The 22,278-nt window shown below is 62.4% G+C and carries 20 protein-coding genes and 2 pseudogenes; 8 read left to right on the top strand and 14 right to left on the bottom strand.

Annotated elements, in window-relative coordinates:
- Positions 1 to 78 precede the first annotated feature (78 nt).
- A complete protein-coding gene (locus tag U5G49_RS02690) occupies positions 79 to 1,800 on the bottom strand; it encodes a response regulator (RefSeq protein WP_112906032.1) in 1,722 nt (573 codons plus the stop codon).
- A 184-nt stretch (positions 1,801 to 1,984) separates the two neighbouring features.
- Between U5G49_RS02690 and mutL the strand changes: the two genes are divergently transcribed.
- Positions 1,985 to 3,787, top strand: coding sequence for a DNA mismatch repair endonuclease MutL (gene mutL, locus U5G49_RS02685; RefSeq protein ID WP_193445762.1), 1,803 nt, complete (start codon positions 1,985 to 1,987; stop codon positions 3,785 to 3,787).
- A 171-nt stretch (positions 3,788 to 3,958) separates the two neighbouring features.
- Positions 3,959 to 4,189, top strand: coding sequence for a DUF2093 domain-containing protein (locus tag U5G49_RS02680; RefSeq protein ID WP_003588271.1), 231 nt, complete (start codon positions 3,959 to 3,961; stop codon positions 4,187 to 4,189).
- A gap of 166 nt (positions 4,190 to 4,355) precedes the next feature.
- Here U5G49_RS02680 and U5G49_RS02675 read toward each other — a convergent pair whose 3' ends face one another.
- The 3 genes from U5G49_RS02675 to U5G49_RS02665 all read right to left on the bottom strand — a co-directional run bounded on the left by U5G49_RS02675 (position 4,356) and on the right by U5G49_RS02665 (position 7,171).
- A complete protein-coding gene (locus tag U5G49_RS02675; RefSeq protein WP_193445761.1) occupies positions 4,356 to 5,273 on the bottom strand; it encodes a sugar ABC transporter substrate-binding protein in 918 nt (305 codons plus the stop codon).
- Between the two features lie 78 nt (positions 5,274 to 5,351).
- Positions 5,352 to 6,116, bottom strand: coding sequence for an ATP-binding cassette domain-containing protein (locus tag U5G49_RS02670; RefSeq protein ID WP_027685817.1), 765 nt, complete (start codon positions 6,114 to 6,116; stop codon positions 5,352 to 5,354).
- On the bottom strand, positions 6,113 to 7,171 hold the full coding sequence (locus U5G49_RS02665; protein WP_193445760.1) for an ABC transporter permease: 1,059 nt from the start codon (positions 7,169 to 7,171) through the stop codon (positions 6,113 to 6,115). Before U5G49_RS02665 ends, U5G49_RS02670 begins: the two co-directional genes overlap by 4 nt.
- 99 nt (positions 7,172 to 7,270) lie before the next feature.
- On the opposite strand from U5G49_RS02665, the gene U5G49_RS02660 reads away from it, so the two are divergent.
- Positions 7,271 to 8,155, top strand: coding sequence for a GntR family transcriptional regulator (locus U5G49_RS02660; RefSeq protein ID WP_193445759.1), 885 nt, complete (start codon positions 7,271 to 7,273; stop codon positions 8,153 to 8,155).
- Between the two features lie 50 nt (positions 8,156 to 8,205).
- Here the strand turns inward: U5G49_RS02660 and lpxK are convergent, their stop codons facing one another.
- The 6 genes from lpxK to U5G49_RS02630 all read right to left on the bottom strand — a co-directional run bounded on the left by lpxK (position 8,206) and on the right by U5G49_RS02630 (position 14,327).
- Entirely contained in the window at positions 8,206 to 9,279 is a 1,074-nt protein-coding gene (gene lpxK / locus U5G49_RS02655; RefSeq protein WP_193445758.1) for a tetraacyldisaccharide 4'-kinase, read from the bottom strand.
- Positions 9,280 to 9,561: 282 nt separating this feature from the next.
- Positions 9,562 to 10,284, bottom strand: a complete 723-nt coding sequence (locus U5G49_RS02650; protein ID WP_193445795.1) for an HAD family hydrolase — start codon at positions 10,282 to 10,284, stop codon at positions 9,562 to 9,564.
- Between the two features lie 9 nt (positions 10,285 to 10,293).
- The gene (gene waaA, locus U5G49_RS02645; RefSeq protein ID WP_193445757.1) at positions 10,294 to 11,613 is read right to left on the bottom strand and encodes a lipid IV(A) 3-deoxy-D-manno-octulosonic acid transferase; all 1,320 of its coding nucleotides are present in this window, start codon (positions 11,611 to 11,613) and stop codon (positions 10,294 to 10,296) included.
- A gap of 171 nt (positions 11,614 to 11,784) precedes the next feature.
- Positions 11,785 to 12,033 (bottom strand): DUF4170 domain-containing protein, encoded by a 249-nt coding sequence (locus U5G49_RS02640; protein WP_018244984.1) that lies wholly within the window; start codon positions 12,031 to 12,033, stop codon positions 11,785 to 11,787.
- Positions 12,034 to 12,094: 61 nt separating this feature from the next.
- Entirely contained in the window at positions 12,095 to 12,904 is an 810-nt protein-coding gene (locus U5G49_RS02635; RefSeq protein ID WP_193445756.1) for a 3'(2'),5'-bisphosphate nucleotidase CysQ, read from the bottom strand.
- Between the two features lie 76 nt (positions 12,905 to 12,980).
- Positions 12,981 to 14,327 (bottom strand): TldD/PmbA family protein, encoded by a 1,347-nt coding sequence (locus U5G49_RS02630; protein ID WP_018244982.1) that lies wholly within the window; start codon positions 14,325 to 14,327, stop codon positions 12,981 to 12,983.
- Positions 14,328 to 14,446: 119 nt separating this feature from the next.
- On the opposite strand from U5G49_RS02630, the gene U5G49_RS02625 reads away from it, so the two are divergent.
- The 4 genes and pseudogenes from U5G49_RS02625 to U5G49_RS02610 all read left to right on the top strand — a co-directional run.
- Positions 14,447 to 16,261, top strand: coding sequence for a monovalent cation:proton antiporter-2 (CPA2) family protein (locus U5G49_RS02625; protein WP_112906030.1), 1,815 nt, complete (start codon positions 14,447 to 14,449; stop codon positions 16,259 to 16,261).
- A 119-nt stretch (positions 16,262 to 16,380) separates the two neighbouring features.
- The gene (locus tag U5G49_RS02620) at positions 16,381 to 16,752 is read left to right on the top strand and encodes a VOC family protein (protein WP_193445755.1); all 372 of its coding nucleotides are present in this window, start codon (positions 16,381 to 16,383) and stop codon (positions 16,750 to 16,752) included.
- Positions 16,753 to 16,755: 3 nt separating this feature from the next.
- Positions 16,756 to 17,115 (top strand): annotated as a pseudogene (locus U5G49_RS02615) (EVE domain-containing protein); the annotation flags it as partial.
- Positions 17,116 to 17,207: 92 nt separating this feature from the next.
- A pseudogene (locus tag U5G49_RS02610) lies at positions 17,208 to 17,349 on the top strand (IS481 family transposase); the annotation flags it as partial.
- Between the two features lie 95 nt (positions 17,350 to 17,444).
- On the opposite strand, the gene U5G49_RS02605 reads toward U5G49_RS02610, so the two are convergent.
- Genes U5G49_RS02605 through U5G49_RS02595 form a run of 3 tightly spaced genes read right to left on the bottom strand, consistent with a single transcriptional unit; the run spans position 17,445 to position 20,991 of the window.
- The gene (locus tag U5G49_RS02605) at positions 17,445 to 18,326 is read right to left on the bottom strand and encodes a patatin-like phospholipase family protein (RefSeq protein WP_018244977.1); all 882 of its coding nucleotides are present in this window, start codon (positions 18,324 to 18,326) and stop codon (positions 17,445 to 17,447) included.
- A gap of 12 nt (positions 18,327 to 18,338) precedes the next feature.
- The gene (gene rsmD, locus U5G49_RS02600; protein ID WP_017959156.1) at positions 18,339 to 18,899 is read right to left on the bottom strand and encodes a 16S rRNA (guanine(966)-N(2))-methyltransferase RsmD; all 561 of its coding nucleotides are present in this window, start codon (positions 18,897 to 18,899) and stop codon (positions 18,339 to 18,341) included.
- Entirely contained in the window at positions 18,880 to 20,991 is a 2,112-nt protein-coding gene (locus U5G49_RS02595; protein ID WP_113542657.1) for a pseudouridine synthase, read from the bottom strand. Before U5G49_RS02595 ends, rsmD begins: the two co-directional genes overlap by 20 nt.
- A 90-nt stretch (positions 20,992 to 21,081) precedes the next feature.
- Here U5G49_RS02595 and U5G49_RS02590 point away from each other — a divergent pair, with 90 nt between their 5' ends.
- Positions 21,082 to 21,519, top strand: a complete 438-nt coding sequence (locus U5G49_RS02590; protein ID WP_113542656.1) for a nucleoside deaminase — start codon at positions 21,082 to 21,084, stop codon at positions 21,517 to 21,519.
- 51 nt (positions 21,520 to 21,570) lie between these two features.
- On the opposite strand, the gene U5G49_RS02585 is transcribed toward U5G49_RS02590, so the two are convergent.
- Complete coding sequence (locus tag U5G49_RS02585) at positions 21,571 to 22,200, bottom strand: hypothetical protein (protein ID WP_113542655.1); 630 nt, start codon at positions 22,198 to 22,200, stop codon at positions 21,571 to 21,573.
- Positions 22,201 to 22,278: the final 78 nt, after the last annotated feature.

Here is a 22,278-nt window from a genome sequence, read left to right as displayed (position 1 = left end):
CTTAACAATTCGATAGGAAATCAGCGGCCTCTGCCGCCTGAAACGCCCAAATTCTAGGGAGTTGACGGGTATCGCCTTCTAGTTTCGCGCCCGCATAGGTTCGTCCATCAGGTACTTCTGAAACACCGTCTCAAGCATATCGGGGCTGACGGGTTTCATGATGACGTCGTCCATGCCTGATTTGACGCATTCGGCGCGGTCGCGCTCGAAGGCCTGGGTGAGCACGCCGATGATCGGAGTGCGGGTGCCGCCGCCGGTTTCCTCCATCTGCCGGATGAGGCGCGCGGCCTCGAAGCCGTTGAAACCGGGCAGGGAAATATCCATCAGCACGATCTGTGGCCGGTGCTCGGCCCAGAGGCGCACGGCCTCGTCGCCGGTCGCTGCCAGCATATGGCGGTAGCCGAGGCCTTCGAGGATCTGCGAGAAGACGATCTGGTTGATGTCGTTGTCTTCGGCCACGAGAACCTGCAGGCCAACCACATCGTCGGAAATGCTGATTTCCCAATCGGTATCCGAACCGGCAGCACTGCGGCTGTTGCGATTGAAATGGCGGGCGATCTGGAATGTGAGCTCGTTGGCGATCTGGAAACCGTCCATGACGAGCGCCGGGATGCCGTATTGCTCGGCAAGCTCGAGGCAGCGCATACCCATCTGGTTGTCGATGATCAAGAGATCGAGCGAGATGCCGGAGGAGGTAGCGATTTCCAGGAACCGCTCCTCTTCGTCCTCGCCGCGGACCGAGCAGGATTCGAAGCCGTATTTCGTCAGCGTCCGCAGCGCGGCGGTCTCGGCTGCGAGGTCGGCAGTGACGACGAGGACCTTGCGGCCGGAGAAATTCTCCGGAACGATCGCTTCCATCGCCGCCGGTTCGCGCCGCTCGACGCCGGTTGGTACCGGCACATAGGCCCGGCGGTAGCTTTGATTGCTGGAGGCGGTGATCGCGGACGCTTGGCCGAACTCGTCGAGATCGGCGCCGTCGCGCGGCAGGTCCTGCATGGTCGATACCAGGAAATAGCGGCCGGGTTTGCCGATGCGGTGCTTGCGGCTGACGATGTCGCGCTCGATGCCGTCGCGGGAGATCTGACGCTGGCGAGAGACGGACATCTCGCCAGTCTCCAGTACGTGGCGATCGCTCTCCTCGAAACGCTTGGCGATCTCCTCTGAAAAAAGATCACCGCTCTTGCGCCCGAGCACCTCGTCGGCGCTCGTCTGATATTTCTCGCAGAAGGCGAGATTCACCGCGACATAGGTGAGGTTGCGGTCCTTGACGAAAAGCGGAAACGGCAGATTGTCGAGAATGTCCTCGGTCAGTTGCACGCGCTCCAGATCGGAGCGCCATTGCTCTTCGCGCTTCTTGTTCTCGGAAATGTCGGAGATGATGGTGACGCCGTAACCGCCCGGCAGCCTGCGCTTGACGAAGCGGACCCAGCTGTCGGCGCCGTGGCGCTCGACGGCGTCGAAGCGCTCGCGCCAATGCGAGGCGATTTTCTGCGACAGCCAGTCCTCGCGGCTCAGCGAGCCGCCCTGCCTCACATCATATTGCTGGCGAATGCCGGTGTCGTACATCGCACCGAGGAAATCGCGAAGCCGCGTGCCCGGCTTCAGCATTTCGGCGGGCAGCGGAAAGAATTCGAGGGTCTGGCGGCTTGCGAAGATCAGGTGATCGTTCTTGTCGTAGATGATGAAAGCTGCGGAAAGGCTGTCGCACACCACATCGAAAAGCGCCGTCTGCAGATCGGCCTCGGCGGGAGACCCATCGATTTCTGATGATGTGTCCGCCTTTTCGAAGCCGGCACTCATTCCATTGCGTCCCACATCTGTTCGATTTCACAGCTTCCGGAAGTATGTGATTAGAAATGCCATTTTTATGTTAAAACCGGCTTAACACTAGCCACCCCCAAATTCGGGGACGGCGGTGATCACGCTTTGGGGAAAGCGCATCGAAACCCCTTCCCTCCGGCCCGCGAATCCCCGAAAATAGCCCATGGCCATCAGACAGCTTTCCGAAACGCTCATCAACCAGATCGCCGCCGGCGAAGTCATCGAACGGCCGGCGAGCGCTGCCAAGGAACTGATCGAAAACGCACTCGACGCGGGCGCGACGCGCATCGAAATCGCCACGGCTGGCGGCGGCAAGGCGCTGCTGCGTGTCAGCGACAACGGCTCGGGCATGGACGCGGCCGATCTGGAACTGGCGGTCAGGCGCCACTGCACCTCGAAGATATCGGAGACGCTCGAAGATATCCGTACGCTCGGCTTCCGCGGCGAGGCGCTGCCCTCGATCGGCTCGGTCGCGAGGCTCAGCATCGCAAGCCGCAAGCGCGACAGCACCGGCGGCCACGAGATCGCCGTGACCGGCGGCAAAATCGCGCATATGCGCCCGGCTGCCGCCAATCCCGGGACGATCGTCGAGGTGCGCGACCTGTTCTTTGCCACACCGGCCCGGCTCAAATTCCTGAAGACGGAGAAAGCCGAGGCCGGCGCCATTACCGAGATCGTCAAGCGCATGGCGATCGCCTTTCCGGCGGTGCGCTTCGTGCTGTCGGGTTCGGACCGCACGACGCTGGAATTCCCGGCGACCGGCGACGATCATCTGGCGCGCATGGCGCAGGTGCTCGGCAAGGAATTCCGGGACAATGCGATTGCGCTCGACGCCGTGCGCGAAGAGATCTCGCTGACTGGCTTTGCCGGCGTGCCGACCTTCAACCGTGGCAACTCCGCTCATCAATATGCCTTCGTCAACGGCCGGCCGGTGCAGGACAAGCTGATCCTCTCGGCGATCCGCGGCGCCTATGCTGAGACGATCCCATCCGGTCGCTATCCGGTGGCGGTGCTGTCGATCACGCTCGATCCCGCTCTCGTCGACGTCAACGTGCATCCGGCAAAATCCGACGTGCGGTTCCGCGACCCTGGCCTGGTGCGCGGCCTGATCGTCGGCGCCATCCGCGAGGCCTTGGCGCGCGACGGCAGCCGAGCGGCAACGACCGGGGCGAGCGACATGCTGCGTTCCTTCCGCCCCGGCTTCCAGCCGAATACCCAGCGGCCGCAGGGCGGATGGTCGGCCGAGACATCGCCCTCCCGGCCCTTTCAGCCGACAACGGGTTTCGGCGAACGACCACAGGCGTCCTTCGACGGACTTTCGATGCCGACGGCGCGGGCCGAGCCACAGTTTTCGCCGCAGCCGTCAGCCCCCGAACCAAACGCACGGTATCCGCTCGGCGCGGCGCGGGCGCAGATCCACGCCAACTATATCGTCGCCCAGACCGAGGACGGGCTCGTCATCGTCGACCAGCATGCCGCGCATGAGCGGCTGGTCTTCGAAGCAATGCGCAAGGCGCTGCACTCCAAGCGGCTGGCCTCTCAGGTGCTGCTCATCCCCGAAATCATCGACATTCCGGAAGAGGATTGCGACCGGTTGATGCAGCATGCGGCCGAGCTTTCCGAACTCGGCCTTGCGATCGAGCGTTTCGGCCCAGGCGCTATTGCCGTGCGCGAGACGCCGGCAATGCTCGGCGAGGTCGATGCGCATGGGCTGATCCGCCAGCTTGCCGACGAGATTGCCGAATGGGACACGGCGTCGGGCCTATCGGCCAAGCTCGAATATGTGGCGGCGACCATGGCCTGCCACGGCTCGGTGCGCTCCGGACGGCGGCTGCGACCGGAGGAAATGAACGCGCTGCTGCGGGAAATGGAAGTGACGCCCGGCTCCGGCCAGTGCAATCACGGCCGGCCGACCTATATCGAATTGAAGCTCAGCGATATCGAGCGGCTTTTCGGCAGAAGCTAAAAAAGCTGGAAAAGCAACCCTTTCGGGAGTATGGCAGACTAAAGCGTGTCGCGATCTTTCAGATTCGCTTGCCACGCTTTAGGTCTTTGGTGTTCCGCATGTCGTGATCGCAAAACCGCGGCACACTTTTGCGCAACATGCTTTAATGACAGACTGCAGGGAACGGAGCGCATGAATTTGTTCGAAGGACACGGAAACCGCGAAGCGAAGATCCGGTATCTCGATGGCGATTTCCAGATTCTCTCGCCCGGCTCCTATGTCGTCTGCGCGATGACGGGAAAACAGATCCCGCTCGATGAATTGCGCTACTGGAGTGTTGCCCGGCAGGAGCCCTATGCCGACGTGATCTCGGCGATCGAGGCCGACAAACGCGCCGGCGTGCTGCCGAACCAGCGGCGCTAAAGCGTCGCGCGCCTCACCATCGATAACGATCAGCCAAGGCTTTGCTGAAGGCGTGCTGGCCGTCCCGATAAAAGATTCAAATCTGGGCACAACGAGCGGTCACCCGCCGGCCCGCCCAGCGAAGGACGGACCGTTTGCGTGATCCGATCCCCACAGGGGCGACGGTTCACTTGAATTTCGCCATATTCTCCGGCGTCACGAGCGCAGCGCCGGAGTCAATCAAGGACTCAACCTTCTCTCCGCGAATCGATTTTACCAGCGCATCCACACCGAGTTCAGCCATCTTGGTGGGGAACTGCGCAACCGACGCATCCTCGACTCCACTCTTCAGCGCTTCCTCTTCGCCGCAGCAGAAATCGAAACCGACCAGCACAATCTTGTCATTGGCAGTGCCAGCGTTCTTGATTGCGCGCGCCGCGCCAGCAGCGGGCGGGCCGCAAGCGGCATAAATGGCCTTGAGATCCGGGTTCTTCGTGAGCAGATCCTCGGCGACACTGATCCCGAGCTCCTCGGTGCAGTTTGTTGCGCCTTTCCCGACGATCTTGACATCAAGGCCGTTCAGCCCTTCAAGCATACCGTTCACGCGGTCATCAAGCGCCGGCACACCGGGCACGCCCTCGAGAATCCCGAGCGTGTCGCCGGCTTTAAGAACGGTTTTGAGATATTCGCCAGCGATTTTGCCCGCAGCGAAATTATCGGTCGTGGCAAGCGCCGTCCTGCCTTTCCAATCCGGAATGTTGTTATCCATCAGCACGATCTTGACACCGGCCGCCACCGCCTTGTCCAGCGCAGTGGACACGGTGGGATCGACGGGAGTGAGGGCAATGCCCTGCACGCCTCGTGTCACCATGGACTCGATCTGTGCAATCTGGCCCTCGATGTCGGTTGCCGATGTACCTTGCCCGTAGATGATCTCGACGCCGGGATTTCTCTTTGCATAATCTTTGGCTGCGTTCTCCATTGTTGCGAAGAACGGTACAGGGAATTTGGTTATAAAGCCGAGCTTGACCGGCTCCTGCGCCCAGGACGGGACTACAGCGACGGCCAGGAGCGCAAGAGCGCCCAGCAGGGATTGCAGTTTCATGATAGACCTCCCATGTTTCGACCGCCCTCCTCTAGAGCGATCTCGTTGTCCGCTGCCCCAAAGAAGCAGCGATCTCCTTTAAGCCTCGGCGCCGACAATCATCGCGACAAGGTCCTGCTTGTTCGCTTGCGTTGGCTTCAGTTCACCCACCTTGCGCCCCTGCCGCAGCACAACCGCCCGATCGGCGATTTCGACGACATGCTCCATATTGTGCGTGATGATGATCACGGCATTGCCGTCGGCTTTGAGCTGATGGATAAGGTCAAGAACCTGGCGAGACTCGCGAAGACCGAGGGCGGCGGTTGGTTCGTCAAGGATTACCAGCTTGCGCGCAAAAACAATGGCGCGCGCGACCGCGATCGCCTGTCGCTGTCCCCCAGACATCAGCGCGACCGGCGCATCGAATCTCGGCAGCTTAACCTTCAGGCGATCGATGACGCTCGCTGCTTCCCGCTTCATCAGGCCCGTGTTGAGGAAGCGGAGCGGACGCGGCAGCCAGGAGGGGAAAGAGATTTCTCGTCCGCAATAGAAATTCTGTACGGGGGTCAGGTTGTCGAAAAGCGCCAGATCCTGATAGACGGTTTCAATACCGGCGCGGCGGGCGGCGGCCGTTGAATGGAGCGATACGGGCGCGCCATCCACGAGGATTTCTCCTTCGTCGAGACTATGAAGCCCACTGATGCATTTGACGAGCGTCGACTTGCCGGCGCCGTTGTCACCCAAGAGAGCGGTTACCTCACCTGCATAGGCATCAAAGCTTACATTTTTCAGGGCATGGATGGCGCCAAAGCGCTTCTGGGCGTTTCGAACCGAAAGTGCCGGTGTGGTGGATGCAGTGTTCATTGCACTCTCGCCGATTGAAGCACACGCGCGCGCGCCTCGAGATGGTTACGAAGCACGTCGGCCTCTACGGCGATGACGATGACGAGCCCAATCGCGATCATTTGAAAGAACACGTCGACCCCTAGAAGGTTAAGGGCGTTGCGGATGACGCCGATCAGCACCGCGCCGATCAGGGCGTGGCCGAGATGGCCTCGTCCGCCAAGGAAGCTGGCGCCACCGATAATCACCGCAGCAATCGTGTCGAGTTCCAAAAGATTGCCGTAGATTGGCGAGGCGGCGGCGGTCCGTCCTGCGAGCAGCACCGCGCCGACACCTGCACAAAAGCCGCAAATAATGTAGGTTGCGAGCAGAACGCCCTTTACCGGGATACCCATGCTTCTGGCGGCATTCGGCGCGCCGCCGACCGCATAGATCCAACGGCCAAAGACAATCGACTTCGTCAGGATCAGAAAAAGAAGCGCGAACATCGCAACGGCAAAGAAGGAATTGGGCACACCAAGCGTCGTACCGCCACCGATCGCGGTCACTGCATCGGGCATCCCGCGCATGGTGGTGTGGCCGGGCGCCAATGCAAGTGCCAGACCGCGGCAGATACTCAAGGTCGCAAGTGTAATGATAAAGGGGTGTGGCAGCCGACCGTAGACAAAGACCAGGCCGTTGACCGCACCAATGGCAGCGCCGGCAAGCAGCATGGCCATAATGACGACGACTGAAGAATCAACCTGCTGATAGACAAGTCCGCCGATGACTGTTGCCAGCGCAAGATTCGAGCCGACAGACAGGTCGATGCCGCGCGTCAGGATAACGAGTTGCTGCCCCATTGCTACAACAGCAATCACTGCAGTCTGCGCCAGGATGTTCCCCAGGTTAACCGGCTTTAGAAAGGCCGGCGTGATCAAACTGACGACGGCGATGAGCATAATCAGGATCAATAGAGGGCCAAGGCTCAATAGCTTCAGTCCGAATGTGATGCCAGATTGTCTCGGCTGGAAGGTTGCATCGTGCGAACCACCAGGCCGGGACGAATTCTGAGGCAGAATCCCGGAGTCTTCCAAATTCCCCTAGCCTCCCCCGTTTTTTATACATAAGAAACATATGATACACGTGCGTCAAATTGTTTTTTATGGATATCTAATCATATCAAGAGTTGCACCATGAGAACAGATACGACTTTCAAGCGGGCATTCAATGATATGATCGATATCATTCGCACGCTCGATCTTGGGGCGGAATTGCCGTCCGAAAATGCACTGCGCGCCCAGCTTGGCGTGAGCAGAACAACGGTGCGGAAGGTGCTGGCGGGGATGTCCGCACGTGGGATCATCATATCTGAAGCACACAGGCGGATCATACGTGAGCAGCCACGACAGAAAGAGCGCTATCCGAAGAAAGAGACCTTGGCAATTTCGGAACAGGTCGAGACGAGCTTCATGGAATGGATGCTGCGCGGCGATGCCTGTCCGGGCACAGAAATCAACGAGGCGGAACTAGCTCGGAAATTCGGCGTCGCGACAACGATTGTCCGTGAGTTTCTCAATCGATTTCAGAAATATGGGCTGATCGAGAAGCGTCAGAATGCAGGCTGGGTTTTTAAAGGGTTCACAGCCAGTTTCGCACTCGAGCTGTTCGAGATCAGAGAGATGTTCGAAATGCGCTCCGCACGGCTTTTCGCTGCCCTGCCCGACGGGTCGCCCGTCTGGAAACAGATCCAATCTATACGGGCGGCACATTTGGAACTGCTCGCGGATATCGACGCCCGGTTTCAGGATTTCTCGGAGCTGGACAGCCGGTTCCACCGGCTAATTACCGCAGTCGCGCCAAACCGCTTTATCGAAAGCTTCCAAGACGTGATAGCCATGGTCTTCCACTATCATTATCAGTGGAACAAGCGTGATGAACGCGCCCGGAATGAGGTCGCCATCAAGGAACATCTCGCCCTGATCGAAGCCCTCGAAAGCCGCAATATCGCCTTGATCGATCGCGCATGCCGGTTGCATCTGACTTCCGCCCGCGAAACTTTGCTTCACTCGATCGCGTGATAGCGTTGCATGTGGAGATGTACGCAGGACGAGGCGTTTGCAGCTGCCTGTTAGAGCCGTTCAGCCTTTCTTGGAATCGTTTTAACTCCGGCCTTCATCTCCCGCAGCCTCCGCTCGCGGCAGGCGACGATCGCCCGGTCAATGATTAAGCTGGGGGCGAGGTGATCCTCGAAGACCATGTCGACCTCGATCACCCGGCTCTTTTCGACGAGCCGTGCCGCCTTGCCCTGATGGCCGGAGAGGCGGACGAAATCCTTGGACGTGGTGACGATCAAGAGACCTTGACGCTCGGCAGTCGTCAGGATGTCGTCGATCTCCTCCTCGGTCAGGTGCTCGTGATCGCCGAAGGACTTGGCGACGACGATCTCGGCGCCGCGCGACTCGACCGTGCGGAAGAATTTGGGGGGATCAGCGATGCCGGCGAAGGCGAGCACCTTCGTGCCGGCAAGCGTATTGTCGCCGCGCACTTTCAGCGATGCGGTGAAATAGGGTTTTGCGGCGCGCGCCGCCATCCGGACGATCCTGTCGGCGGCATTGCCGCCGCCGACCTTCAATAGGGCTGTCGCAGAACGCAGCTGCTGGCGGATCGGCGCGCGGACCGGCCCGCCCGGAACGATATGGCCGTTGCCGAGGCCGCGGGTCGCGTCGATGACGAGCAGGGCATAGTCGATCGTCAGCCGGGCACTCTGGAAACCGTCATCCATGATGATGAGATCGGCACCCTCCGCCACCAGGCGTGCGGCACCCTCGACGCGCCTTCGGGAAATCACCGTCAGCGCTTCCTGGGCAAGCAGCAACGGCTCGTCGCCGACGGCAATCGCCCGGTGATGATCAGCGTCGACCACCGTCGTCACATCGAGCGAACCGCCGTAACCCCTGCTGAGAAAGCCGGGTTTCAGCCCTTTCGCCTTGGCTGCGCGGGCAATCGTCAGCGCCGTCGGCGTTTTGCCGGCGCCGCCGACGGTGAAATTGCCGACGCAGATAACCGGGATGGGAACGGAGGCGCGGCGCGCATGGGCCATGCGGTGGCCGGCGATACGGCCATAGAGAAAAGAAAGCGGCAGCAGCAGCCAGGCCCGCCAATCGGCTTTCCTCCACCAGAACGGTGGCGCTTCAGATATCATCTTGCCGTCCCGCTCCCCTGTCCGGCCTGTTCTCACGCAATCCCGTGGGAAAGTCGCTGCGCGCTTTTCCCGGCAAAACCGCTGTGCACTTTTGCTGGAATTGCTTTAGCCACAGCCAGTCCCCTGCTTTTCGACCGGCCGGATTGAGAAGCCAAAACCTGAAAAAATGCAAGCCCTTACGGCACCGCGCCTCCGATAGGACGCATCAAGGACGCTCTACGACTTTGAACCGGCACTTAACCGCGAAAATCGATTCCGAATTTCGGGGTTAAGTGCCGGCGGTCAGGCGAGCTGCAGATCGGGCAGCAGGGTCTCGATGGCGGTGATATCGTCAAGCACGTGATCGGCTGCGGCGGCAAGCGTCTCCCGCGAACCGGTGCCGGTGAGCACCGCGATCCGCAGCCCCGTCCCGGCATTCAGACCCATATGCAGATCGTGGTTGTTGTCGCCGACCATGGCGACCTCTTCAGGCGAAAGACCGGTTGCAGCGCAGAAGCCGAGCACCATGCCGGGCTCCGGCTTGACGCCGAAACCGCTGTCGTAGCCGGCGATGTAATCGACATAGGGGGCAAAACCGAAACGTTCCGCCGTCTGGCGGATCGATCGTTCATTGTCGCTGGAGGCGACACCGAGCTTGAAGCCGCGCCGATGCAGCCGGGCGAAGAAACCGGCAAGATCGGTCACCGGCACGGAAAATTCGGCAGCGCTGGAAAAGAGCTCGTCAAGGCGGACCGTCAGTTCGCCGACATCGACCATCGAGCCCGCGGCAACGAGACCCTCGGCGATCTGGCGGGTATTGCCGGCGGCAAGCAGGCTGTCGGGAACGATATGGCCGGTCACCGGATCCATGCCGCAAGCGGAAAGCAGCCGGTCGGCGAGAAGCTCATCCCCCTGGGCTGCGATGCGGGCAAGCTCGCGGTTGACCGGCAGCCAGCTCTCATCATAGTCGAGCAGCGTGCCGTCCTTGTCGAAGAGAATGCCTTTGATAGGGGACGCTGCCGACATCATATCTCCTTAGACCTGGGCCACGGCCTTGGGCAACAGCCGCGCCTTCACCGTCAGCGGATTGATATAGGGTTCCAGCCCCTTCACTGTCGCCGTCAGCGCGCCGCGCATCTCGTGCACGGCAGTGATGCCGGCCTCGATCATGTTGCGGCGGGCGTCGTCATTGATCAGCAGGTAATGCACGCCCTTGGCCAGCATTTCGGTATCGCGCACCATGCGGGCGCTGCCGCTGCGGGCAAGCTTCTGATAGGCATCGCGGAAATTCTGCACATGGCCGCCGGAGAGAATGGCGCAGCCGAGCATGGCAGGCTCCAGCGGGTTCTGGCCGCCTTCGGCAAAGAGCGAGCGGCCGACGAAAGCGATTTCCGTCAGTCTCAAATAGAGGCCCATTTCGCCGATCGTATCGCCAAGGAAGATATCGACATCGGCGGACAAGACATCGTCGCGGGTGCGGCGGGCGACCTTCAGCCCCTGCTTGACCAGGGCCGCTTCGATCTCGTCGCTGCGCTCGGGATGGCGCGGCACGATGATCGTCAATTGATGGTCGCGCTCCCTCAGCGCCCGATGAACGATGGCGGCGGCATTCTCCTCGCCGTCGAAGGTCGAGATCGCCGCCCAGGTCTTGCGCTCGCCGATCTGCTTCTTATAGCGGGCGAGGACAGCGCTGTCATAAGGCGGTGCGTCGGTATCGACCTTCAGATTGCCCGAGGTGATGACAGGGACAGCGCCGAGATCGCGGAAACGTTCGGCATCGACATCCGACTGGGCGATGACGAGGGCAAGATTCTCGAACAAGGCTTCGGCGATCGCCGGGCGGCCGCGCCAGCGGGCAAAGGAGCGGTCCGACATGCGGGCATTGATCAGGATCTGCGGAATGCGGCGGTGGCCGAGTTCCAACACCGTTGCCGGCCAGATCTCGGATTCGGCGATGATGGCGCAATCGGGCTGCCAATAATCGAGGAAGCGGCTGACGGAGGGCTTCAGGTCGAGCGGCACATATTGATGGATCGCTTCCTGGCCGAGGCGCTCGGCGGCGAGCTTGGCGGAGGTGATGGTGCCGGTCGTCAGGATGACATGGATGTCGCGGCGGCGGATTTCGCGGATCAGCGGGATGACGGCGTTGGTTTCACCGACGCTTGCGGCATGGAACCAGACGAGCGGGCCTTGCGGCCGGTTGGCGCTCGGATAGCCGAAACGTTCCAGGCGGCGGGCCCGGTCTTCCTTGCCCTTGGCCGTGCGGTAGGTGATGTAGAGGCCGACCACAGGAGAGGCCACGGTTCCCGCCAGACGGTATGCGTTCAGACCGAAGCGCGCCATCCGGGAGCTCATTGCGCCAGCCTCCGATCAAAACCGATCGACATCAAACCCATTCCCTAATTATCGTTGCGGCCGCAATGGCCGATTAATTTGTTCAGAATGCGTCCAACAATCCGGATCGACGGGCGCCCGATGCACCAAAGCCCCGCTCGACGAGCGGCCGGCCGGCAGCACTTGCAAAGGTCAGTTGCCCCTGGCCTTTTCCTGCGGATCAAGCAAACGATGCATGTGGACGATGAAGTAGCGCATATGCGCATTGTCGACCGTCTGCTGCGCCTTCGCCTTCCAGGCCGTCAGCGCCGTGGCATAATCCGGGAAAATGCCGACGATATCGAGACCCTGCAGATCACGGAACTGGACGTCATCGAGGCTTTCCAGTTCACCGCCAAAAACGAGATGCAGAAGTTGCTTCTTGTCACCGGATTCAGTCATTTTTTGTTCTCTTTCTGCCTATTCTCCTCCGCCACCCATCTGCGGGATTTTGACGGAAACGTCAACTGTCTCGTCGCTCCGCAAAGGCCGCGAGGAACTCGCCGAGGCGGCGCGTTGGGGCCGCGCAGAGAACCTTGTGGGTGACTTCGGCACGGTTGTAGACGATCGGCTGGCCTTCGATGTCGACGAGGCCGCCGCCGGCGCAGACAAGGATCAGATCGGCGGCGGCAAGGTCCCAATCATGGGAATTGCCCTTGACGAAGGTGCCTTCGAGACGACCATCCGCCACCATGGCGATGCGATAGGCGAGCGAGGGAATGTATTTCTCGCGCGTCACCCGGTCGCGGAACGCCGACGGAAAGGTCTTCAGCAGGTCGTCGCCGATCGCAAGGCGGCTCATCTCTTCCGCTCCGGCGGCCGAGACGGTGAAGGGCACGCCATTCTTCAGCGCCGCGCCGCCCTCGACCGCCTCATAGAGCTCCTCGAGCGCCGGGGCATAGAGCACGCCGGCCACCGGCCGGCCGCGATGAACCACCGCAACGCTGACGCACCAGACCTTCTGCCCGCCGAGGAAGGCGCGCGTGCCGTCGATCGGATCGACGATGAACAGCGTCTCGCGTGAGAGACGGTCGGCATCGTCGTCGGTTTCCTCCGACAGCCAGCCATAATCCGGCCGGGCCTTGCGCAGGATGGTCTCGAGCGTCTTGTTTGCAGCGAAATCGGCAGCGCTGACAGGAGACCGGTCCTCGTTCTTCCACCAGACCTCGGGAGACTGGTTGAAGAAGCCGAAAGCGACGGCGCCCGCCTCTCTCGCAGCATCGGCGATCAGCGTGAGATCGCTCTGCCACCGGGCTTTCTCCATGTCGCTCATCAGATCAATCCATTTCTGAACTACAGTTGGAGCATGATGTCGTCCGAAAACCGCGCACACTTTTCGGCATCATGCTCTAGCGTCCGGCAAGCGTCATGCCTTCGATGGCGAAGGTGGGGGCCGCGACGCCGAACTTGCGATCGATGTCGTTTGCCGGCGTCAGGCGCATGAACATCTCCTTGAGGTTCGAGGCGATCGTCACCTCGGAGACCGGGAAGGTGAGTTCGCCGTTCTCGATCCAGAAGCCGGTGGCGCCGCGGCTGTATTCGCCGGTGATCATGTTGACGCCGTGGCCGATCAATTCGGTGACATAAAAACCGTTGCCGACGCTGCGGATCAAATCCTCCGGCGAAATGTCGCCGGGTTCCAACGCAAGGTTGGTGGAGGAAGGCGAGACGGCAGTGCCGCCGCGCACGCCGCGGCCGTTGGTCTCGAGGCCGAGCTCGCGCGCGGTCGAGGTCGAGAGGAACCAGTGCTTCAAAACACCATCCTCGATCATGACAAGCCGCTCGCCGGACACACCCTCGCCATCGAAGGGCCGCGAGGAGGGCCCACGCACGATCAGCGGATCATCGGTGATCGACAGGCCCGACTTCAGCACCTGCTGACCCATTCTGTCGCGCAGGAAGCTGGACTTGCGGGCGACGGAAGCACCATTGATCGCACCGGCGATATGGCCGACGAAGCCGCGGGCGACACGCGGGTCGAAGATCACCGTGACGTCCTTGCCGGTCGGCACCTGGCGCGGATTGACGCGCTTGATCACCCGTTCGCCGGCGCGACGGCCAATTTCAGCGGGGTCGTCGAGCTCGGCATAATAGAGACGGCTGTCGAAATCATAATCGCGCTCCATGCCGGTGCCTTCACCGGCGATGACGCTGACGGAATGGCCGAAACGCGAGGCCATGTAACTGCCTTCGAATCCGTGCGAGGTGGCAAGAACGAGGCCGCCCATGCCGGCTGAGGCGCCGGCGCCGGAGGAATTGGTGACACCCTTGACCGCAAGCGCGGCCGCCTCAGCCGCAAGACCCGCCTCGCGCAGCATCTCGGAGGAGACCTCCGTGGTATCGAGCAATTGCAGGTCGGGATAGGATCTCGAAAGGCTCGCCTCATCCGCCAGGCAGGCGAAGGGGTCTTCCGGGGAAACCTTGGCCATGGCAACGGCGCGTTCGGCAAGCGCCTGAAGATCGAAGCCCGGATTGGCCGAAACGCTGGCGACGCGCTTGCCGATGAAGACGCGCAGGGAAAAATCGTCGCTTTCGGAGGATTCCGTGCCCTCGACCTTGCCGAGGCGCACGCTGACCGATTGCGAGCGCGACCGGACGACGACGGCATCGGCGGCATCAGCCCCTGCCTTCCTTGCCAGATCGATCAATTGAGTTGCGCGGGAAAGAAGTGTCGAGGAATCAATTTCAGAGGACATGATTTGGCCTTTCCTTCGGCTTCCATTTATTGTGCACTCTCCCAAGCATCAAGGCCGCCGCCGCCGATTCTTTATCGGGGCTGCCTGCGTGCTCCCTGCCGTTGAAAGAAATTGTCAGCATGTCAGCGCCCAATGCCCTTTTTTCCGAAACGATCCTGCTGCTTGGCGGCGCGGTGGTCGCCGCTCCGATCTTCAAGAAGCTCGGGCTCGGCACGGTGCTCGGCTACCTCGCCGCCGGCATCGTCATCGGCCCGGTCTTCCACGGCATCACCGATGGCGAACAGATCCTCGCCGTCGCCGAACTCGGCGTCGTCTTCCTGCTCTTCATCATCGGACTGGAGTTGAAGCCCACCCGTCTCTGGCAGATGCGGCGCGACATCTTCGGCCTCGGCACGGCGCAGGTGGTGGTGACGGGGCTGGCGCTGACCGCACTTGCCTGGTTTTCCCAAGTTCTCGACTGGCGCGGCAGCATCGTTGCCGGATTTGGCCTGGCGCTGTCTTCGACCGCCTTTGCCATGCAGATCCTCGAGGGCGACGGCGACGTCAACACCAGATACGGGCAACGTTCCTTTTCGATGCTGCTGTTCCAGGACCTGGCAATCGTGCCGCTGCTGGCGCTGATCACCATCCTCGATGGCGGCGACAAGGGCAACAACGCACCGCTGTTGGATTTCGCGGTCGCCGTCGGTGCGGTTGCGGCGATGATCGTCATGGGACGCTACCTGCTAACGCCGCTTTTCCAGATCATCGCCCGGACCGGCGCGCGCGAGGCAATGATCGCGGCCGCCCTCTTCGTCGTCATGGGATCGGCGAGCCTGATGCAACTTGCCGGGCTTTCGATGGCGATGGGCGCCTTCTTATCCGGAGTGATGCTTGCCGAATCCTCCTACCGGCACGAGCTGGAGGCGGATATCGAGCCTTTCCGCGGCGTGTTGCTCGCTATCTTCTTCATCGCCGTCGGCCTGTCGCTGGAACTCGACGTTCTCGCCGACAACGCGCTCTTCGTCATCGTCGCCGTGCCGATCGTCATGGCCGTCAAGGCGATCGTCATCTATGGGCTCTGCCGGATCTCGGGCTCCCCGCACGACGATGCGATCCGCATCGCCTTCCTGCTGCCGCAGGGCGGCGAATTCGGCTTCGTGCTGTTCACCACGGCGGGTACGGTCGGGCTGATGTCGACGAGCACGGCCTCGCTGCTGGTCGCGGTCGTCACGCTGTCCATGGCGCTGACGCCGATCGGATCGGCCCTTTCGAAGCGGCTGCTGCGCGGCGACGAGCAGGAGGAGCTGGACGAGGATTTCGAGGGCGCCAGCGCCGACGTACTGATGGTCGGCTTCTCGCGTTTCGGCCAGATCGCCGCCCAGATCCTGCTTGCCGGAGGGCGCAGCGTCACCGTCATCGATTTTTCGGCCGACCGCATCCGCCAGGCCTCCTCCTTCGGCTTCCGCATCTATTTCGGCGACGGCGCCCGCAAGGACGTGCTGCGCTCGGCCGGCATCGACCGGGCGAAGATCGTGCTCGTCTGCACGCAGAAGAAGGAAATCACCGACAAGGTGGTGGAGCTGGTGCAGGCCGACTATCCGCAGACGCGGCTCTACGTGCGCTCCTACGACCGCATCCATTCGATCGAACTGCGCAACAAGGGCGTCGACTACGAGCTGCGTGAAACGCTGGAATCGGGCCTGCTCTTCGGGCGGCGAACACTGGAGGCGCTCGGCGTTTCCGAGGTCGACGCCTATGAAATCGGCGAGGATATCCGCAAGCGCGACGAGGCGCGTCTGGTGCTGCAGGTGTCCGAAGGGCTGCAGGCCGGGCGCGACATGCTGTTTTCCCACCCCGTCCGCCCCGAACCGCTGGTCAAGCCGAAGCGTGCTGTCGATCCCTTCGAGGACGATCCGCTGGCCGGGACCGCGGATGCGACAGCGGACGCGTAGATCAACTCCAGGACATACGAAGCTTGAGCGCGGCGAACTCGCCGCCGGGGAACGCTACTGCCAGAATCTGTCAGCATGTCTCTGTAGGTGTCCTCCTGACTGATAAACAGGAGCTTACCGTGATCGACAGCAACAGCATTCTACTCTTCGTCGCCGACGCGCCAAAGAGCGCCAGCTTCTATGCCCGACTGCTCGGGCTGGACGCCGTTGAGGCCAGCCCGACCTTCGCCATGTTCATCCTGTCTTCGGGTCTGGCACTTGGACTCTGGGGCGAGAAGGGCGTTGAGCCGGCGCCAGCTCCCACGGGCGGCGGCTGCGACCTCGGTTTCAAGGTCGCGACAGCAGACCTGGTCGATACGCTTCACACCGAATGGCAAGGCAAGGGCGCGACCATCCTTTTGCCGCCGACCGACCTCGATTTCGGCCGTAGCTTTGTCGCGGCGGATCCCGACGGGCATCGCCTGCGCGTCTATAACGTGGCGGAAGGCTGAAACATGTCCCGCAACTGGATCGCAGTGGCATCGGCAAACCATGTACGCATCGGGCGGGAAGCGGGTTTCATGCAGGTTTGTCACGGAAAGGCCGCTCCGCTTAGGCGGAGCGCGCCTGGTGACCGCGTGATCTACTATTCGCCGACCGAAACATTTGGCGGCAGGGATCGGCTGCAAGCGTTGACTGCAATTGGCATGGTCAAGGAAACTGATGCATATCAGGTGGAAGTTCATCCCGACTTCCGCCCCTGGAGGCGGGATGTCGCCTGGTGGCCGGCCATGGAAACGCCTATCCGGCCACTGCTCGACCGACTATCCTTCACAAGCGGTCGGGCAAGCTGGGGCTATCAACTTCGCTTTGGCCTCTTCGAGATCGACAATGACGATGCCGAGCTGATAGCCGAAGCGATGCTCGGTGAAACGCCCGCGGAATTTGGGCTGCCCGACCGGTTTGGAACCTCCCGAAAAACCGCACAGGCCCCAGCCTCTGCTTCCTTGACCCGTCCATCTTCGCGCGGTTCTGCACGGCCCATCGCACCGAACATCGGCTGACCAAGCCTTCATCCGTGGACCAACGGTCAATCCGACCGACAGAGCGGTTCAGCTTTTCATTGAAGCGCAGAGCCGCTCTAACTTTTTATTCTTACGCAATTCCGGGCGGAAAACCGCTTCGCACTTTTCCTGGAATTGCTCTAGCGCTTCAGCCGCGCCTCGATTTCCCGGTCGAGGGCGAATTTCAAATCGTCCTTGACGCCGACGGACATGGCGAGGACTTCGCGGGCCTTGAGGAAATCCATAACGCCGGTGCGGCCGACCGTCGGGCGCAGGAAGATATGCGGCGGGCGAAGCTTGAGCTTCAGCGAGATCGCCGTCTGCATCATCAGCTGGCCGGAGCCGAAAATGCTTTCCATGCGGTTCGGAATATGGGTGCCGTCGCCTTCCGGCGCGCCGACGACATCGATGCCGACGACGATGTCGGCAAGATCCATCAGGCATTCATAGGGCACCGGATTGCTGATGCCGCCGTCGATCATCACGCGGTCGCGCAGGCGCACCGGCATGAAGACGGCGGGGATGGCGGACGAGGCGGCCAGCGCCGGAAACAGTTCGCCCTGCTCGATGATGACTTCGCACTGCCCGTAATAATCGGTGGTGATCACCTTCATCGGAACCAGCAGGTCCTCGAAGCGGGCCGGCAGTTCGGACGGCAGGAAGGCCTTGAGGATCCGCTCCAGATTGAACTGGCCGATGCGGATACCCTTGGCCACCGCATCGCGCACCGTCGCCGGCCTCAGCCCCCAGATGCGAGCAACGACCGCCGTCTTGTTGCCGACGGTCGTCAGCGCATGTTCGCGGATTTCGGCGCCGGACATGCCGGCAGCCATGCCAGCGCCCATGATCGCGCCCATCGACGAACCCGATACCGCCACCGGGCGGATGCCGAGTTCATCGAGCGTTTCGATGATATGGATATGGGAAAGTCCGCGCGCGCCGCCGCCGCCGAAAGCGACCGCAACCGTTGGCAGATCGCTGATCGCGGGCAATTTCGGGCTGATGATCTCTGCCTGCTGCACGCCCGCCCCCGCTTATTGCGGCTGATATCGGAAGAAATGCACCCTCGTATCGCCAAAGATGCGGCTTTCGAGGAAAACATAGGAAGGATGGACGGAAACGACAATATCGGCGCGTTCTTCGAGCACGGCGATTGCGCCCGGCCGTAGCCAGCCGCCCTCGGCCGCCGCCGCCATCGCCTTCTCACCGAGACCCTTGCCATAGGGCGGGTCGGCAAAGAGCACGTCGAAGGGTTCGAGATTGCCGACGCTGCCGAGATCGGTCGCATCCCGGCGCAGGATGCGCGTGCGGCCGTGCAGGCCGAGCGCATCGATGTTCTCCCAGAGCAGCGCCCTGCCCTCGACACTGTTTTCGACGAAGAGCGCATGGCGACAGCCGCGTGAAACGGCTTCGAGGCCGACGGCGCCGGTGCCGGCAAAAAGGTCGAGGATCCGGGTGCCATCGACGCATTCCGGATAGGCATGGCTCAATATATTGAACAGGCTCTCGCGCGTCCGGTCGGCAGTCGGCCGGATCTCGTTGGATTTTGGCACGGCGAGAGGCCGTCCGCGAAACTCACCGCCGACGATCCGCACCGCGCGTCATTCCCTTTCCTTTAGCACCACCTCTGGACGGCCCGCCTGCAGGCCTATCGCCGCCCGGTCTGTCACCGCCGGGCTTGGCGCCTTTCGGCTTGCCGGAAAAACTCTTGGCCCCACCAGGCTTGGCCCCACCGGGCTTGGCCGCAAAGCCCTTGCCGCGCGGCCTGTCACCAGAAGGCCTGTCACCCGAGGGCTTGTCCCCGAACGGTCTTTCACCGCGCGGACGCTCAGAGCGCCCCTCTCCGGCAAAGCTTCTGGCTGCCCGCGGACGCTCATCACCGTCCTCGCGCGGCCTGCGATCGCCACGCGGTTTGTCGCCGAAGGGCCGGTCTCCACGCGAGGGGCGATCACCGAACGGCCGGTCGCCGCGCGGACGCTCCGAACGGCCTTCGCCGGCGGAGGTTCTGGCGGCACGGGGACGCTCGTCGCCGTCCGTACGCGGCTTGCGATCACCGCGCGGCTTGTCGCCGAAGGGCCGATCCCCACGCGAGGGGCGATCACCGAACGGCCGGTCGCCGCGCGGACGCTCCGAACGGCCTTCGCCGGCGGAGGTTCTGGCGGCACGAGGACGCTCGTCAGCTTCCGCACGCGGCTTGCGATCACCGCGCGGTTTGTCGCCGAAGGGCCGATCCCCACGCGAGGGACGATCACTGAACGGCCGTTCGCCGCGCGCCGGGCGGTCGCCAAAACCGCGGTCTTCGCGGGCGGGGCGATCCCCGAAGGAACGCTTGCGGCCGAAGCCCTCGCCCTCATCCTTGCGACGGGGCTGCTCGCTCGAGCGGATCCATTCGCCATCCTCTTCGCGCACGCGGTTCACCTGTGTGCGCGGGCGATCCTCGATGCGATCATTCTTGGCAGGCGCCGGCTCGCCGCGCCGGCGCGCGGTCTGCGCATTCTTGGCGGCTTTCGCAGCAGCCTTTTCGCCGAGCGGCCGGGCGCCCGGCGCCATCCAGACATTGGCGCTGCGGCGCTGGCCGAGCGGCTGGGGACGCTTTGGCCTTTCATCGTCCCGGCGCCCGCCATCGCGGCGGTCGTCCTCTTTGCGCGCGCCACCGTGGCGGTCGTCGCGCTTGGTGTCGAGGCGGCTCAGCGCCCGTTCGCGCTTGTCCTCGTCGCGGCGCGGACGCTCGCGTTTTTCCGGTGCTGCGGGCTCTGCCTCTTCCTCGGCAGCGACGGCCGGCGCATTGTAGATCGGCGCGTCGAAATTCGCCTTGGCTTCCTCGATGAGGCGCGGGCCGAGCTGGTCGCGGAGTGTCCGGCCGCGCACTTCGATCACATGGCCTTCCGGTAGGTCGCCGAGCTGGAACGGGCCATAGGAAATGCGGATCAGGCGATTGACGTCGAGGCCGAGCGCGCCGAGCACGTTCTTGATTTCGCGGTTCTTGCCTTCGCGAAGGCCCATGGTGATCCAGACGTTCGAGCCTTGCGTGCGGTCGAGCGTCGCCTCGATCGAGCCATAGAGCACACCGTCGACGGCGATGCCGTCCTTCAGCTTGTCGAGCGCGTCCTGATCGATCTCGCCATGGGCGCGGACGCGGTAGCGCCGCAGCCAGCCGGTCGCCGGCAGCTCGAGCGCCCGGGCGAGACCACCGTCATTGGTCAGCAGCAGCAGGCCTTCGGTGTTGATGTCGAGGCGGCCGATCGACATGACGCGCGGCAGCTCGTCCGGCAGGTTGTCGAACACGGTCGAGCGGCCCTCCGGATCGGCATTGGTGGTCACGAGGCCGGCGGGCTTGTGATAGAGCCACAGCCTGGTGCGCTCGATGCCGCGGATCGGCACGCCGTCGACTTCGATCCGATCGGCGAGCGTGACGTTGACGACGGGGGTTTCGAGCACCCTGCCGTTCAGCGTCACACGGCCTTCCATGATCATGCGTTCGATGTCGCGGCGGGAGGCAACGCCGGCGCGCGCCATCACCTTGGAAATGCGTTCGGCCTTGGCCTCACCATCGGTCTCGGCGGCGATCGTGCGTGCGGCCGCAGGCTTTGCCGGCTTCTCGCCGTCCGCCTTCGGGCCGGCTTTCGACCTGATATCCCGTGAAAGGGGCTTTGCGCCCGGGCGTTTTGGCTTGTCTTTGGGTGTCATTTGTTGTTTGCCTGCCTTTTGGGCCTGTCTATCAGGTCACGCATCTGCGGTTAAGTGGAAATTCTTGCGATCGTGAAGACAAATCGTTTCATGGAGATGGCGCTTGAAGAAGCGCGCGCGGCCGGAAAACGCGGTGAGGTGCCGATCGGCGCCGTCGTCGTTATCGACGATATTGCCGTTTCACGCTCGGGAAACCGTACGCGCGAGCTCAAAGACGTCACCGCGCATGCCGAAATCGCCGCGATCCGGCTCGCCTGCGAAGCGCTTGGACAAGAGCGCCTTGTCGGTGCCGATCTCTACGTGACGCTGGAGCCTTGCACCATGTGCGCAGCAGCCATCTCGTTTGCGCGTATCCGCAGGCTCTATTACGGCGCCGAGGACCCGAAGGGCGGCGCCGTCGACAATGGCGTGCGATTCTATGGGCAGTCGACCTGCCACCACGCCCCGGAAGTCTATTCCGGCTTCAACGAGGTCCAATCGGCCGATATGCTGCGAAAGTTCTTCTCGCAAAGGAGAGAGGCGCCGTAATCTCCAGCGCCGGTGCGCGGCGCCGTCATCCTTGCCGGCGCGCCGAAAAAGCTATTGCAGGAGGTTCCACCACTGCTTGCCGGTGTTGGCGACAGCTGCATCCTTTTTACGCTTCTTCTGCTTCTTGAGCTCGGGCTCGCCGACATCATCGAGCTTTGCCGGATCGTCGACGGTGCGGTAGCCGGGCGGCGGATCTGATATATAGCGGCGCTGATCGACATAGGAGCCCTTCTGCAGAGCACGGGCTTCACGATAAGCCTTGGTCTGGGCTTCCGTCGTGCGCCGGCCGCCTTCGATCGCAGAGCTTGCGAGCGGCGAACGGTAATTCGGATTGTCCGAATTCTCGTCGGCTTCCGAAACGAGACGGGCGCGGGTCTCCTCCGGCGATTCAAGCCATTGCGGATTGTCCTTGTTGGCGACCGTCTGCTGCGGCGCAACGAGGGTCTCTTTCTGCGCCTGTGCCGGCAGCACCAGCGTCGGCCGCGGCGTGTACTTGACGCCCTTGTTCTTCGGGTCCGGTCCAGTCAACGACACGGACTGGCCGAGATCGTCGGTCAACTGTTCCATGGCGGTCTTGTCCGTGCCGTAGGTCGGGCTGCTGGCGCAACTGGACACCAGGGAGCATCCCGCCATTACAACAGACAGGCAGGCGCCCATACGGAACCAATGCGTTGCTAACATGAAAACCCTTCCAGCCCTGCCGGTGCAATCCTCGCCCAACCGGACAACCGTCCCCCTGACGCAAAAATCCGGCCATTT

This window comes from Rhizobium indigoferae, assembly GCF_034554815.1.
In the GTDB taxonomy this organism is placed as follows: domain Bacteria; phylum Pseudomonadota; class Alphaproteobacteria; order Rhizobiales; family Rhizobiaceae; genus Rhizobium; species Rhizobium leguminosarum.
Note: the sequence above shows the minus strand (reverse complement) of the source record. Positions and strands in the feature narration are given on the sequence as shown.